This window comes from Xanthomonas sp. CPBF 426 (assembly GCF_903989465.1).
Lineage (GTDB): Bacteria > Pseudomonadota > Gammaproteobacteria > Xanthomonadales > Xanthomonadaceae > Xanthomonas > Xanthomonas euroxanthea.
Map to the genome: position 1 here is coordinate 1,016,664 of NZ_LR861805.1, position 14,260 is coordinate 1,030,923.

Here is a 14,260-nt window from a genome sequence, read left to right on the forward strand (position 1 = left end):
CCAGATCGACCCGCCAAGCGTTACTTCTGCTCCAACACCGGTGCCACGGCCTTGCGCCAGATGGCATAGCCATCGGCGGTCATGTGCAGCATGTCGTCGCGAAACAACGCGGCACGTGGCTTGCCGGTGGCATCGAGCATCGGCGTGTAGACGTCCACGTAGTCCACCTGCGGCAGCGGCGCGAGTGCGTCCTTGATCAGGCGATTGGCGGTCACGATCGCCGGCAGCAGATGGGCGCGCGAGGGGCTGGGTTTGATCGACAGGTAGCTGATGCGCGCGCTGGGCAGATCGCGGCGGATGCGCGTCACGAATGCCAGCACGTCGTCGCGGACCTGCTGCGGCGTGCGGCCGCTGTTGAGATCGTTGTCGCCGGCATACAGCACCACCTGGCGCGGCGCATACGGGATCACGATGCGGTCGGCGTACCAGGTGCTGTCGCGCACTTCCGACCCGCCGAAGCCGCGATTGATCACCGGCATGCCGGGGAAATCCTGTGCCAGCGTGTCCCAGAAACGGATCGACGAGCTGCCGACGAAGACGATGCCGTGCCTGGGGGGCGGCTGCTGCGCGTCGCTGTCGGCGAAGTGCTGCATATCCGCTTCCCAGGCGGCATTGGACACCTGCGCCGGTATCTGCGGCGTGGTGTGCGGGGTGGCGGCGTGTAGCTGGCCGGACAACAGCACAAGGGCGCACAACAGCGTGCGCAAGGGATGTTTGGTCATGCGAAGGAACCTGCAACAGTAAGACGGGCCATCATGGTGCGGCAGGCTGGAAGCGCAGGGCAAACCCATGGCTTCCAGCGCCTGCGATCGCCGTGCGTGCAGATCGCCTCGCCGTGCCTGCACCGACGCTGTGGCGAAGATTGCGCCATGCGGCAGCACCTGACGGCCCGGCAGGCCCAACGTCAGCTGTTCTGCCGCGTGGCAGCGCCCTGGCGGTGCGCTGCACGACGGTGCAAGATTCGCACTTTCCTCAGCAGTGACCCCGCCATGCGTTTTAGCCGTCCCCAGACATGCCCTTGCGGCCGGAAGCACTGACCGCATGGCCGATCAACTGGGACACGTGCCGCGCGGTCCGCGCCGCATGCTCAAGGCGGCGATCTGGTCATGGCAGGGATTGCGCGCGGCATGGCTGCATGAATCCTCGTTTCGGCTGGAGGTGTGTCTGGCGGCAGTGATGTCGCCGCTGGGGCTGTGGCTGGGCCAGTCCGGCCTGGAACGCATCGCGCTGGTGGCGCCATTGCTGATCGTGCTGGCGGCCGAATTGCTGAATTCGGCGATCGAGGCGGTGATCGAGCGCTACGGCCCCGAGCACCATGTGTTGGCCGGCCGCGCCAAGGACATGGGTTCGGCGGCGGTGTTCCTGCTGTTGATCAATGTGCTGCTCTGCTGGGGACTGATACTGCTGCCGCGGTGGTTCTGACGGCCCGTGCGTCTGCGCAGGCCACAGCCGCCGATCAGCTTCTGCAGGCGATTGGATCGGCGAAGGTGGAGACGTTCGTGCGAGCGACGCACCAGAGCGCGCCGGCGGTCGTGGCGGCCGCCACGGAGCCAGCGGTGACTGCTGCGGTTGCAGGCTTTCTCGCATCTGGCCGGGATCAGCTGCCTGGCGGGCGCATGTGCATGCCGGGTTGACTCGCCGCGTGGCATGCTGCGGCTCTCTTTCAACGGAATCGCCTGCATGCCCGTCCTGATTCGCGCCCTGGTGTTGCTGATGCTGACCGTCTCGCTGTCCGGTTGCGGCTACAACGCGATCCAGCAGAAGGAAGAAGGCGTCAAGGCAGGTTGGTCGGAGGTGCTGAACCAGTATCAGCGTCGTGCCGACCTGATTCCCAATCTGGTGCGCACCGTGCAGGGCTATGCCCAGCAGGAGCGTCAGGTGCTGACCGAAGTGACCAACGCGCGCTCGCGGGTCGGACAGATCCAGGTCAATGCCGATGACGAAGCCTCGCTGAAACGGTTCCAGCAGGCGCAGGGCGAGCTCGGCAGCGCGCTGTCGCGCCTGATGGTGGTCAGCGAAAACTATCCGCAGCTGAAATCCGACCAGTCGTTCCGCGATCTGCAGGTGCAACTGGAAGGCACCGAAAACCGCATCACCGTGGCGCGCGGTCGCTACATCCAGACGGTGCAGGACTACAACACCTACATCCGTTCGTTTCCGCAGGTGATCACCGCCAAGATCTTCGGCTACCAGCCCAAACCCAACTTCAGCGTGGAAAACGAGGCGCAGATCTCACGCGCACCGCAGGTGGATTTCGGCAATCAGCAGGCGCCGCAGCAACAGCCTGCGCAGCAACCGCAGCCTGCGCAGTAACAGCGCTTACCAGGCAGGAGTCAGGCAATGCGGCAAACGCACAGCTGGGTGTTCTGGATGTTGGCGCTGTTGTTGCTGCCGGCCTCGCTGCTGGCGCAGGACCTTGCAGCCATTCCGCCACTGCGCTCGCCGGTGGTCGATACCACCGGCACATTGGACGCCACGCAGACCCGGCAACTCGAGCAGCAGGCGCTGGCCCTGCAGCAGCGCAAGGGCGCGCAGTTGCAGATCCTGATCGTGCCGACCACCCAGCCGGAGGCGATCGAGCAGTACACCCAGCGGGTGTTCGACCAGTGGAAGATCGGTCGCAAGGGCGTGGACGACGGCGTGCTGCTGCTGGTGGCCAAGGACGATCGCCGGGTGCGCATCCAGCCCGGTTACGGCCTGGAGGGCGCGATCCCCGACATTGCCGCCAACCGCATCATTCAGGAGTACCTGGCACCGCGCTTCCGTGAGGGCGACTACGCTGGCGGCATCGGCGCTGCGACTGCGACGCTGGCCGGCCTGATCGAGGGCGAGCCCTTGCCGGCGCCGGTCAGCGGGCACGCCGCTGCCGGCACGGGCAATGGTTCGAGCGGAGGCGGTGGCTGGATCATGGCCTTGTTCATCGGGTTTGTGGTCGCGATGGTGGCGCGTGGCATCCTCGGCGCCCTGCCGCGGCCGCTGCGCGCATTGCTGACCGGCGTCGCGGCCGGCGGCGCTGCCTTGCTGTTTACCTCGCTGCTGTTCGCCAGTGCGGGCGCTGCGGTGATCGGGCTGCTGGCAGGCCTGGCGTCCGGTTCGCCGGGGCGCTTTGTCGGCGGCGGTGGCTGGGGCGGTGGCGGATTCGGCGGCTTTGGAGGCGGTGGCCGCGGCGGTTTCGGCGGCGGCGGCTGGGGTGGTGGTGGCGGATCATCGGGAGGCGGTGGCGCCTCGGGGAGCTGGTGATGCGGTGGCTCAGACACGTTTTCGCGCCCTCGGCGCAGCGCAGTTTTCCAGCCAGCTGCATGGATGCGATCGCCGCGGCAGTGGCCGCCAGCGAGCGCACCCACACCGGGCAGATCATGGTGGCGGTGGATGCCGACCTGCCGCTGGAGGCGCTATGGCGTGGGCAGACCGCGCGCCAGCGCGCCGAACAGGTCTTCGCGCAATTGCGTACCTGGGACACCGAGGCCAATAACGGGGTACTGCTGTATCTGCTGCTGGCCGACCACGCCATCGAGGTGGTTGCCGACCGTGGCCTGCGCAGCCGGGTGCCGGAGGCGCACTGGGCCGAGGTGTGCCGGCGCATGCAGCAGTTCCTGCGCGATGGCGAGTACGAGGCGGCGGTGCTGGCCGGGATCGAGGCGGTGACCGCGCTGTTGACCGAGCATTTTCCTGCCGTCCCCGGCTCCCAGCATGAAGACGAGCTGCCCGATCGTCCCCAGCTCTTAGGCTGAGCGCGCGCGAGGTGTCAGAATAGACGCCTCGCTTTTTTGTGATCCGCGGTCCGCATGATCTATCTGCACGCCATCGACCCCATCGCCTTCTCGCTTGGACCGGTGCAGGTGCACTGGTACGGGTTGATGTACCTGGCCGCATTCTTCTCTGCCTGGGCACTGGGGCGCTCGCGCATCCTGCGCGGCCGCCTGCCGGGTGTGGACATGGACGGATTTTCCGACCTGTTGTTCTACGGCATGCTCGGCGTGGTGCTGGGCGGGCGCATCGGCTACATGCTGTTCTATGCGTTCGACAGCTTGCTGGCCAACCCATTGATCCTGTTCAAGGTATGGCAAGGCGGCATGAGCTTCCACGGCGGCCTGCTGGGCGTGCTGATCGCCTGCGGGTTGTGGGCGCGCAAGCATCGGCTGCACTTCTTCGACGTGATGGATTTCGTGGCGCCGCTGGTCCCGTTGGGGCTGGGCTTCGGGAGGCTGGGCAATTTCGTCGGCGGCGAGTTGTGGGGCAAGTTCACCCAGGCTGGTTGGGGCGTGATCTTTCCGCATGCGCCGGAGCTGGCCAATGTCGCACCAGCGCAAATCCAGGCGCAATACGTTGCCGGTGCGTTGACCCAGTTCGCGCGGCACCCGTCGCAGCTCTATGAAGCGGCGCTGGAAGGGGTGGTGATGTTCGTGGTGCTGTGGGCGTTCTCGATGCAGCCGCGCGCCCGCTATGCGGTGTCCGGGTTGTTTGCGCTGCTGTACGGCGTGTTCCGCTTCATCGTGGAATTCGTGCGGGTACCGGATGCGCCGATCGGCTACCTGGCCTTCAACTGGCTGACGATGGGGCAGATCCTGAGCCTGCCGTTGATTGCGGTGGGCCTGGTGCTGCTGGCGATGTCGCGCCGCGCGCCGGTGCTGCAGCCGGTGCGGGTGCAGGCCGTGGGCGTGGAGGCGGGCAAGTGAAGCCCTATCTGGACCTGCTGCAGCATGTGCTGGAACACGGCGCCGAGAAGTCCGATCGCACCGGCACCGGCACGCGCAGCGTGTTCGGCTGGCAGATGCGCTTCGACCTCAACGACGGCTTTCCGCTGGTCACCACCAAGAAGTTGCATCTGCGCTCGATCATCCACGAGCTGCTGTGGTTCCTGCAGGGCGATACCAATATCGGGTATCTCAAGGACAACCAGGTCCGCATCTGGGACGAGTGGGCCGACGCCGATGGCAATCTCGGCCCGGTCTACGGCAAGCAGTGGCGGCGCTGGACCGGCCCGGACGGGGTGGAGATCGACCAGATGCAATGGCTGGTGGACGAGATCAAGCGCAACCCGGATTCGCGCCGGCTGGTGATCAGCGCCTGGAATGTCGGCGAACTGCCGCAGATGGCATTGATGCCATGCCACAGCCTGTTCCAGTTCTATGTGGTCGACGGCAAACTCAGCTGCCAGCTCTATCAGCGCAGCGGCGACATCTTTCTGGGCGTGCCGTTCAATATCGCCAGCTATGCCTTGCTGACGCATATGGTGGCGCAGGCGACCGGCCTGGGCGTGGGCGATTTCGTGCATACCCTCGGTGATGCGCACCTGTACTCGAACCACTTCGAGCAGGCACGCGAGCAACTGACACGCACCCCGCGCGCGCTGCCGACCTTGCGCCTGAATCCTGCCGTGACCGATCTGTTCGCCTTCCGCTTCGACGACATCGCCATCGAGGGTTACGACCCGCATCCGGCGATCAAGGCACCGGTGGCGGTGTAGGCGGCGCTTCGCCGGCCGCGTGAGGCCACACGTTGCCTTGATGCTCGAAGGGATATCGTCTGCTGCATGAAACTGACCTTGATCGTCGCCTTCGACCGCAACAACGCCATCGGCCGCAATAACGAGCTGCCGTGGAAATTGCCGGACGACCTGAAGCGTTTCAAGGCGCTGACCTTGGGCAAGCCGATCCTGATGGGGCGCAAGACTGCGCAGTCGTTGGGACGTGCCCTACCGGGGCGTTTGAACCTGGTGCTGACACGTGCGGGGCAGGTGCCGTTTGCGGACATGCAGGCAGTGACGTCGGTCGATGCCGCGATTGCGCAGGCCGAGGCGGCCGGCGCACAGGAGTTGTGCGTCATTGGTGGCGGCGAGGTGTATCGCCTGACCATGGAACGTGCCGACCTGCTGGCGGTGACCGACGTGGACACCAGCGTGGAGCAGGCCGACACCTACTTTCCGCCGATCGACCCGGCCGTGTGGGAAGCCGTGCAGCGCGAACCGCATGCGGCCGATGCCCGTCATGCCTTCGCATTCGACTACGTGGACTATCGGCGACGCTGAGGCGTGTGCTTCGACTGAAGCGCGGGTGGCTCAGCGCTTGGTTCGATTCGCCTGACCAGACCCGTCTCTCAGCTCAGTCAGCAGCAGGAGTGGGCGGGGCGGTATCGGGAGCAGCGGTGGAACCGGCGCTCGCGTTCGCATGGTCCCCGCCGCCACCGCGCTGGCGTTGCCGCCGGCGCGGTGGCCGGTTGCGCTGCGCGGCCTGCGTCGGCTGCGTGATCGGGATTCCCGGTACCTGCACCACGCGCAATTCGTCGGTATCCAGCTGCAGCGCGGTGAGCTTGCCGCCCCACACCGCGCCGGTATCGATGGCATGCACGCCCTGGGTGATGGTCAGCCCGAGCGCGGACCAATGCCCGCAGACGATCTTCAGGTCGCGCTCGACCCGGCCCGGCACTTCGAACCACGGATACAGGCCCTGCGCCTGCGTCCCCGGCGTGCCCTTGTCGTCGGTGGCGATGCGCCCACGTGGTGTGCAATAGCGCATGCGCGTGAACAGGTTGATGATCGCGCGGCTGCGGTCGTACCCGCTCAGGCCCGGCGACCAGCCCGGCTGGTCGCCGTACATGTTGCGCAGCAGTTTGCGGTAGCCGCCGCCCTGCAGTTGCTGCTCGACCTCGCGTGCATGTTTCTCGGCCATCTGCGTGGTCCACTTCGGCGCGAGCCCGGCATGGATCATCATCCAGCCCAGGTCGCGGTCCACGTGTGCCAGCTTCTGCATCCGCAGCCAGTCGAGCAGCAGGTCGCGGTCTTCGGCCAGCACGATGCGCAGCAGATCCGGATTGACCTTGCGCTGCTCTTCTTCCGAGCGCGCGCCGATCGCCAGCAGCGACAGATCATGGTTGCCCAGCACCACCACGCTATGTGCGCGCAGCGAATGCACCAGGCGCAGCGTTTCCAGCGATTGACCGCCGCGGTTGACCAGGTCCCCGCAGAACCACAAGGTGTCCTGCGCAGGATCGAAGTTGATTTTTTCCAGCAACTGCTGGGTGATGTCGTAACACCCCTGCAGATCGCCAATTGCCCAGACGCTCATCGCGTGCGCTCCATCAGTCCAGCATCCATCAGTGCAGCGTCCTGGGTACGCTCAGCACGAAGGCGGCGATCGGGGCGGTGAATTCGGTGCCATCGTCGGCCACCATGTCGTAGTGGCCTTGCATCTGCCCCTGCTCGGTCTCCAGCAGCACGCCGGAGGTATAACTGAACGCCTCGCCGGGACGCAGCCAGGGTTGCTCGCCGACCACGCCTTCGCCATCCACCCGCTCGGTGCGTCCGTTGGCGTCGGTGATCTGCCAGTGACGCGCGACCAGGCGCGCGGGCACGGCGCCCGCGTTCTGGATGCGGATGCTGTAGGCGAAGGCATAGCGGCCTTCGTCGGGGGTCGACTGATGGGCGAGGAAGCGGGGCGACACCTCGACCTCGACCCGGTAGCGTGGATCATCGTGCATGCGGAAAGTCTAAAGAAAACCGTGTGGGAGCGGCGCTCAAGCCAGCTCGACATTGGCCAGACGGATGAAATCCGCGACCTCGAGTTGTTCGGCGCGTGCATCCGGGCGGACCTGCGCGGCCTCGAAATGGGCGGGCTCGCAGACGTTGGACAAGGCATTGCGCAGGGTCTTGCGACGCTGGCCGAAGCCGGCGCGCACCACGTCGGCAAAGCGCCGCCGATCCCTGATCAGCACCGTGGCCGGATCGCGCGGCACCAGCCTCACCACCGCCGAGTCCACCTTCGGTGGCGGCCGGAATGCGCCCGGCGGCACCACGAACAGTGCGGTCACCTCGCAATACGCCTGCAGCATCACGCTCAATCGCCCGTACACCTTGCTGCCGGGGCCGGCGGCCATGCGGTCGACCACTTCCTTTTGCAGCATGAAGTGCATGTCGGCCACCGCTGCGGCATGGTCCAGCGCATGGAACAGGATCGGCGAGGAGATGTTGTAGGGCAGGTTGCCGACCAAGCGGATCGGCGTGCCATCGGCCAGCGCAGTGAAATCCACACTGAGCACATCGCGATGGATGATGCTCAGCGCGCCGATCGGTGCGGCCGCCTCGGTCAATGGGGCGATCAGGTCGCGGTCGAATTCGATCACGGTCAGGGCGCCGTGCTTGCGCAGCAGTGGAAAGGTGATCGCGCCCTGACCAGGGCCGATTTCGACCAGGTGCTGGCCGGCGCGCGGGTCCACCGCCTGCACGATGCGGTCGATGTAATACCGGTCGGCAAGAAAGTGCTGGCCAAGCGACTTCTTGGCCGGTGCGCTGAAAGAATGATTCATGCGCGCAGTTTAACGTGGCAGCGCCTGCACGCGGTGCCGGTTCTGCGCCTGCAAGACGCGACAGACGGGCTGCGTGCACGCGGCGCACCGTTGAGCGCGGCAATCGCCGTTGCTCAGTCGCGTTTCGCCAGGCGCGCGCATAGCTCGGTGGCCGCCATCAGGCTGGACGGGTCGGCAAGACCGCGCCCGGCCAGCTCCAGCGCGGTGCCGTGATCGACCGCTACGCGCGGATAGGGCAGGCCGAGCGTGATATTGACCGCCTGCTCGAAACCGCTGTACTTGAGCACCGGCAGGCCTTGATCGTGATACATCGCCACCACCGCATCGAAACCGGTGAGCTTCTGCGGCAAGAATGCGGTATCGGCCGGAAGCGGGCCGATCAGCTGCATGCCGTCGCCGCGTAGCTGCTCCAGCACCGGAATGATGATGTCCAGTTCCTCGCGGCCCAGGTGCCCGTCTTCGCCGGCATGCGGGTTGAGGCCAAGCACCGCGATGCGCGGGCGTTCCAGGCCGAAGTCGCGTCGCAGTGCAGCGTCGGTGATGCGCAGGCAGCGCGTGACGGTGTCGGCGGTGATCGCATCGGCCACTGCGCGCAGCGGCAGATGGGTGGTCACCAGGGCGACGCGCACGATGGCATTGGCCAGCATCATCACCACCGGGCAGCCCGCCTGTTCGGCCAGCAGCTCGGTGGTGCCGGTATAGGGAATGCCGCCGGCATTGATCACCGCCTTGTGCACCGGGCCGGTGACGATGCCCTGCAGCCTGCCGGACAGGCAGTCGCCGGCGGCGCCACGCAGGCCGGCAATCACCGCTGCCGCGTTGGCGGGGTCGGGCGTGCCGAAGCGGGTCGCCACGGCCTGGCGGATCGGATGCACCGGCAGGTCGCCGGGCGCACGCGCGCGCTGGTCCGGATCGAGCAACCGCACAGACAAGGACAGCGCCTTTGCGGCGCTGTGCAGGGTGTCCGGATCGGCGTAGGCGACCAGGTGGGCGTCCGAGCGCGGCCGCTGGGCGAGCCGGACGCATAGTTCCGGCCCGATCCCGGCCGGCTCGCCTGGCACCAGCGCGAGCGACGGGAGCATCGAATCAGCGCGTCGGCTGTGCCGGCGGCGGGGTCGGTGCGGCAGGGTCGGCCGGCTTGGCTGGTGCCGCAGTGGCATCGCCATCGGCGCGGTCGCCGGTGCGGAAGCTCACGTAGGCTTCGCCGCGCAGCTCCTGCAGGTAGCGGTTGTACTCTTCTTCCAGCTTGCGGCGGCCGATCGTTTCACGGATCTGCGCACGCTGGCTCTCGGCACTGACGTCGGTCTGACGGCTGCCCACGCGCTGCACGATGTGCCAGCCCGCCTGGGTGCGGAACGGCTCGGACACGGCGCCATCGGCCAGGCCTTCGACCTGCTTGCCGAAGTCCGGGCCGAACGCATCGGCCGGGAACCAGCCCAGATCTCCACCCTGGCCACGGCTGTTGGTGTCTTCGGACGACTCCTTCGCAACGGCCTGGAAGTCGGCACCGCCGGTGATGCGCGCACGCAGCGTGTCGATCTTGGCCTTCGCCTGCGCTTCGGTCTGGTTGTCGCCGATGCGCACCAGAATGTGGCGGGCGTTGTACTCGGTGACCAGCTTCTTCTCGCCGCCGGCATTGGCGTCGCGCATTTCCACCAGCTTGAGCAGCTGGAAACCGCTCGGACCACGCAGCGGACCAGCCACCTGGCCAGGCTGCATGTCGCGGATCAACTGGGCGAATGCGTTCGGGATTTCATCCAGGCTGCGCCAGCCCAGATCGCCGCCTTCCAGCGCATTGGGGCTATCGGAATACCGTACCGCGGCTGCCGAGAAATCCAGCTCGCCCTTGTCGATCAATGCCTTGACGCCATCGACCTTCTTCTGGCCGGTGGCGATCTGATCGGCGGTTGCGCCTTCCGGCAGGCCCACCAGGATGTGCGCCAGGTGGTACTGGCTGCCGGTGGTGGCCTGCTGCGCCAGCGCGGTATCCACTTCGCCTTCGCTCACGCTGATGCGGCTCTGCGCAAAGCTCTGCCGCAACCGCTGCACGATGATTTCGTCGCGTACCGAGGCGCGGAAGTCGCCATAACCCATGCCGTCGGCCGCCAGCTTTTGCCGCAGGCCGTCCACGGTGGTGCCGTTCTGCTGGGCGATGCTGGCGATGGCGCGGTTAAGTTCCTCGTCGCTGACGCGGATGCCGCTGCCATCGGCGCGGCCGACCTGCAGCTTGACCAGGACCAGACGCTCGAGCACCTGACGCTGCAGGACATCGTCCGGCGGCAGCTGGTTCTCCCGGCCGGCGTACTGCGACTTGACGTTGCGCACGGCGCGATCAAGCTCGCTCTGCAGCACCACGTCTTCGTCGACGATGGCGGCAATGCGATCCAGCGGCTGGGATTGCTGCGCCGAGGCCAACGGCGAGAGCGTGCTGGTGAGTACCAGCAGCGAGGCGAGAACAACAGAGAAAGGCTTGGTCATGGAATCAAGTTCGGATCGTAATCGTCCGGATTAGTCGTGGTGTTGCTGGGCGGGACCAGGTAGAGGTCGTCGCGGTAATAGCCGAGAATAGCACGGCGCAAAGTGCGGTCCGTGTTCTGCCCGAACGAGCTCAGGCCCTTCAGCACGAACTCGAACTGGATGGAGTTGTCCATCTCGCCATCGCGGTTGCGCACGAACCGGCGCACCAGCGCGCGCACCGCCAGGCAGCAGCTGTCCCACTGCACGCCACCGATCATTTCCAGCGGTTTGCGATCCAGCAGCGAGTAGTAGTAACGGCCGACCGCACTCCAGGTGGGGTTGATCGGATACAGGAACGAGAAATCGGCCTGCTCGAGCTGGTCGGTGTTGTTGGTCGGATTGCGGCGGTAGCGATAGGCCAGATTGATAATGCCGTCGTTGCCCAGCAAATAGCGCGTACGCAGGCTGGCCAGGTCTTCCTTGCGCGAGTTGGGGTTCCACTGGTAGGTGGCGCCCATCGACCAGCGGTCGTTGATCATGTAGTTGGCATCGGCCACCCAGGCGGACTTGCCCTGCTCGATGGGTTGTTCGCTACCGGCGGCCGAATTGGTGCTGTTGTTGATGGTGACCAGCGAATCGTTGAAGTACAGGATCTGGCCCGCGCTCAGCGACAGCTTCTCGCGACCATCGTCCTGGCGCAGCCAGCGCGAGGTCACCGCCAGGGTCAGCTGGTTGGCATCGTTCTGGCGGTCGGCACCGGTGTAGCGCGTGTCGCGGAACAACTGGCTGTAGCTGAAGGTGAACGGGCGGGTATCGAAGACCGGAAGATCGTCCTGGTCGCGGTACGGCACGTACAAATAGTACAGGCGCGGTTCCAGCGTATTGAGATAGTTGGTGCCGAACACCGAGGTCTCGCGGTCGAAATACAGCCCGGCATCCAGCGAGGCGATCGGCAGGCTGCGCGAGGGTGAACGATCACCGGTCAGCGGCGCGGTGTTGGCCAGCGTGGAATCCAGCTGGTACGTGGTGTAACGCCATGCAACGGTCGGAGTGAAGAACCAGGCCGCGCCGGACAACGGCATCGAGATGTAGGGCTTGATGTCAAGGCGCGAACCGCTGCCATATTCCTTGTTGCGGATGTTGGTGCGGACATAGTCGTCATCATCGTCATCGCCGCTGGTGCTCCCGTTCACCGGGGGCCTGACGAAGTACGAATCGTCGTGAGTGAAGCGCACCGCTTCGGCATACACGCCGGCCTCGAAGATGCCGAACGGCTTGTCCCAGGTGAAATAGGCGCGCGGCTGGCGGTTGTACGGCAGCGACTGCTCGTCCAGCGTGTAGTCGGTGAGCTGCCAGCGGTCGGCCATCAGGCCGGCGGTCCAGGTCTCGCCGGTACCGTAGATGCCGATGGTGCTCTGCAGGCTGGAGGCCGAGCCCATGCCGTTCAAGCGGCTGGTGAAGTCCTCCACATAGCGCGTATCGCTGACCCAGGAGATGCTGCTGCGCGCCTGCCAGTGATCATTGATGTTGTGATAGCCGCTATAGAAGACGCTGCCGCGGTCCTTTTTTCGCAGGTCGTCGTTGGGCAGGTAGTTGCCGGTGATCTCGCCGCGGCCGCCTTCGTACAGGTAGCGGAACTCGGTGCCGAACATGAAACCGCGCTTGCTCATGTAGCGCGGCAGCAGGGTGGCGTCGTAGTTCGGCGCAAGGTTCAGGTAGATCGGCTGCAGGTAGTCGAAGCCGTTGCGGCCGGACAGGCCGAACTGCGGAAACAGCAGGCCGGTCTGGCGGCGGTCGTCGATCGGGAACTTGAACCACGGGAAGTACAGCACCGGCACCTTGCCGATCTGCAGCACGGCGTTGCGTGCGGTGCCGAAGCCTTCTTCGTTGTCGACGTCGATCTCCGGCGCACGCACGCGCCAGATCGGCTGCGAGGGATCGCAGGTGGTATAGGTCGAACGGTGCATCTGCCCGACCTGGCCCTGCAGATCCACCGATTCGGCCGCACCATTGCCGCGCCGGTCCACCAACTGGTACTGGATGTTGGTGACCTTGTGGGCGTCGGTGTCCTGATTGCCTTCGGCGCGGTCGGCGACCATGCGGAAGGAGGTGTCCTGGTAGCGGACATTGCCTTCGGCGATGTAGTTGCCGGTCTCGGTGTCCATGCGCAGGTTGTCGGCACCCAGGAACTGGTCGCCGCGCTTGAGCGCCACGTTGCCCTGGTACTGCGGGGTGGTATCGGTACCGGAGAGCTGGTCGCCTTCGATGTCGGTCGGCAACTCCTGGCGCATTTCGGCGGCCTTGGCATCGGCGGCGGGGGCGCCGTCGAAGCCGGGCAGCGGATCCACCGCCGGGCACAGTCCCCAGTTCAACGGCTTGTCGGCAGCCATGGCCGGAAGGCAGATGGCGATGCTCAAAGGCAGGGGCAGCAGGCGGAGAACTCGGCGCACGCGTGATTCAACCAATAAAATGGCGACTAGCTTGCCGCATACCCCGCATAGGGGCAATGAAGAGCTCCCGGGTCGGGGGGGCGAGGTTCATCGCGATGGGGGCGCAAGCAGCGCGCCGTCGGGGTTCACCGCAGCGCGGCCACGTGCGCCACGCTGCTCTCGCGCAAGGCCTGCAGGTCGTAGCCGCCCTCCAGCATGGACACCACCCGGCCACGCGCATGGCGGTCAGCCAGGGTGCGCAGCGCGCCGGTCAGCCAGGCGAAATCGTCGGCATCGAGCATCAGATCGGCTAGCGGATCGCGCAGATGCGCATCGAAGCCGGCAGAGATCAGGATCAGCTGCGGGCGGAAGGCGTCGATCAGCGGCAGCATCTCGTCTTCCCACACATTGCGGAAGCGCAGCCCGTCGCTGCCTGGCTGCAGCAGCAGATTGTGGATGTTGCCGATGCCGCGCTCGTAAACGCTGCCCGAGTGCGGATAGAGCCCGGACTGGTGGGTGCTGAGATACTGCACGGCCGGGTCGCGCTCGAAGATCGCCTGCGTGCCGTTGCCGTGGTGGACGTCGAAATCCACGATGGTGATGCGTTCCAGCCCATGCCGGTCGCGCGCATGCGCGGCGGCCACGGCGACGTTGTTGAACAGGCAAAAGCCCATCGACACCTGCGCGGTGGCGTGGTGACCGGGTGGGCGCACTGCGCAAAAGGCGGTCCGGGTGGCATCCTGCATCACCGCGTCTACCGCGGCGACGCCGGCGCCGGCCGCGCGCAATGCCGCCGCGCGCGAGCCGGGCGACATCACGGTGTCCACGTCGAGCCGATGGTGGCCGTCGAAGGCGGTTTCCAGCACCGCATCCACCTGTTCGCGCTCGTGCACACGGCACAGGTCGCCGAGCTTGGCCAGCGGCGCCTCGCGCCAGTCCAGGTCCGGGAAGGCGTCGCGCAGCGCCTCCAGTACCGCTTCCAGACGGGCGGGGCGCTCGGGATGCTCGGGGCCGGCGTCGTGACCGAGGCAGGCGGGATGGGTAAAGACCAACATAGGGCAAATCTAGCCTGT

General features: G+C 66.2%; 15 protein-coding genes. 7 read left to right on the forward strand and 8 right to left on the reverse strand.

What is annotated here, in order from left to right; translation table 11 throughout:
• Nucleotides 1-20 precede the first annotated feature (20 nt).
• Nucleotides 21-722, reverse strand: coding sequence for an SGNH/GDSL hydrolase family protein (locus H7A87_RS04185; protein ID WP_119129655.1), 702 nt, complete (start codon nt 720-722; stop codon nt 21-23).
• Between the two features lie 319 nt (nt 723-1,041).
• Here H7A87_RS04185 and H7A87_RS04190 point away from each other — a divergent pair, with 319 nt between their 5' ends.
• The 7 genes from H7A87_RS04190 (at nt 1,042) to H7A87_RS04220 (ending at nt 6,028) form a co-directional block, all read left to right on the forward strand.
• A complete protein-coding gene (locus H7A87_RS04190; RefSeq protein WP_104533011.1) occupies nt 1,042-1,422 on the forward strand; it encodes a diacylglycerol kinase in 381 nt (126 codons plus the stop codon).
• A gap of 258 nt (nt 1,423-1,680) precedes the next feature.
• Nucleotides 1,681-2,313 (forward strand): LemA family protein, encoded by a 633-nt coding sequence (locus H7A87_RS04195; RefSeq protein WP_104649654.1) that lies wholly within the window; start codon nt 1,681-1,683, stop codon nt 2,311-2,313.
• A 27-nt stretch (nt 2,314-2,340) separates the two neighbouring features.
• Nucleotides 2,341-3,240 (forward strand): TPM domain-containing protein, encoded by a 900-nt coding sequence (locus tag H7A87_RS04200; protein WP_119129657.1) that lies wholly within the window; start codon nt 2,341-2,343, stop codon nt 3,238-3,240.
• Nucleotides 3,240-3,731, forward strand: coding sequence for a TPM domain-containing protein (locus H7A87_RS04205; protein ID WP_164739960.1), 492 nt, complete (start codon nt 3,240-3,242; stop codon nt 3,729-3,731). The genes H7A87_RS04200 and H7A87_RS04205 overlap by 1 nt, the downstream gene beginning before the upstream one ends.
• Before the next feature lie 54 nt (nt 3,732-3,785).
• Nucleotides 3,786-4,676 (forward strand): prolipoprotein diacylglyceryl transferase, encoded by an 891-nt coding sequence (gene lgt, locus H7A87_RS04210; RefSeq protein ID WP_119129658.1) that lies wholly within the window; start codon nt 3,786-3,788, stop codon nt 4,674-4,676.
• On the forward strand, nt 4,673-5,467 hold the full coding sequence (locus H7A87_RS04215; protein ID WP_104649447.1) for a thymidylate synthase: 795 nt from the start codon (nt 4,673-4,675) through the stop codon (nt 5,465-5,467). The genes lgt and H7A87_RS04215 overlap by 4 nt, the downstream gene beginning before the upstream one ends.
• A gap of 66 nt (nt 5,468-5,533) precedes the next feature.
• A complete protein-coding gene (locus tag H7A87_RS04220; RefSeq protein ID WP_119129659.1) occupies nt 5,534-6,028 on the forward strand; it encodes a dihydrofolate reductase in 495 nt (164 codons plus the stop codon).
• Between the two features lie 73 nt (nt 6,029-6,101).
• Here H7A87_RS04220 and H7A87_RS04225 read toward each other — a convergent pair whose 3' ends face one another.
• From H7A87_RS04225 to H7A87_RS04255, 7 genes are all read right to left on the reverse strand, one after another.
• Nucleotides 6,102-7,064: a symmetrical bis(5'-nucleosyl)-tetraphosphatase gene (locus tag H7A87_RS04225; RefSeq protein WP_119129660.1), complete on the reverse strand. Its 963-nt coding sequence runs from the start codon at nt 7,062-7,064 to the stop codon at nt 6,102-6,104.
• Between the two features lie 28 nt (nt 7,065-7,092).
• Nucleotides 7,093-7,476, reverse strand: coding sequence for a Co2+/Mg2+ efflux protein ApaG (gene apaG, locus H7A87_RS04230; protein WP_104532996.1), 384 nt, complete (start codon nt 7,474-7,476; stop codon nt 7,093-7,095).
• 36 nt (nt 7,477-7,512) lie between these two features.
• A complete protein-coding gene (gene rsmA / locus H7A87_RS04235; RefSeq protein ID WP_104584976.1) occupies nt 7,513-8,301 on the reverse strand; it encodes a 16S rRNA (adenine(1518)-N(6)/adenine(1519)-N(6))-dimethyltransferase RsmA in 789 nt (262 codons plus the stop codon).
• 113 nt (nt 8,302-8,414) lie between these two features.
• Nucleotides 8,415-9,383 carry a 4-hydroxythreonine-4-phosphate dehydrogenase PdxA gene (gene pdxA, locus H7A87_RS04240; RefSeq protein WP_119129661.1) on the reverse strand — a complete coding sequence of 323 codons (969 nt, stop codon included), beginning with the start codon at nt 9,381-9,383 and terminating at the stop codon, nt 8,415-8,417.
• A 4-nt stretch (nt 9,384-9,387) separates the two neighbouring features.
• On the reverse strand, nt 9,388-10,779 hold the full coding sequence (locus tag H7A87_RS04245; protein WP_104584983.1) for a peptidylprolyl isomerase: 1,392 nt from the start codon (nt 10,777-10,779) through the stop codon (nt 9,388-9,390).
• Nucleotides 10,776-13,208, reverse strand: a complete 2,433-nt coding sequence (gene lptD, locus H7A87_RS04250) for an LPS-assembly protein LptD (RefSeq protein ID WP_104649451.1) — start codon at nt 13,206-13,208, stop codon at nt 10,776-10,778. Before lptD ends, H7A87_RS04245 begins: the two co-directional genes overlap by 4 nt.
• A 125-nt stretch (nt 13,209-13,333) precedes the next feature.
• On the reverse strand, nt 13,334-14,242 hold the full coding sequence (locus tag H7A87_RS04255) for a histone deacetylase family protein (RefSeq protein WP_104584989.1): 909 nt from the start codon (nt 14,240-14,242) through the stop codon (nt 13,334-13,336).
• Nucleotides 14,243-14,260 lie beyond the last annotated feature (18 nt).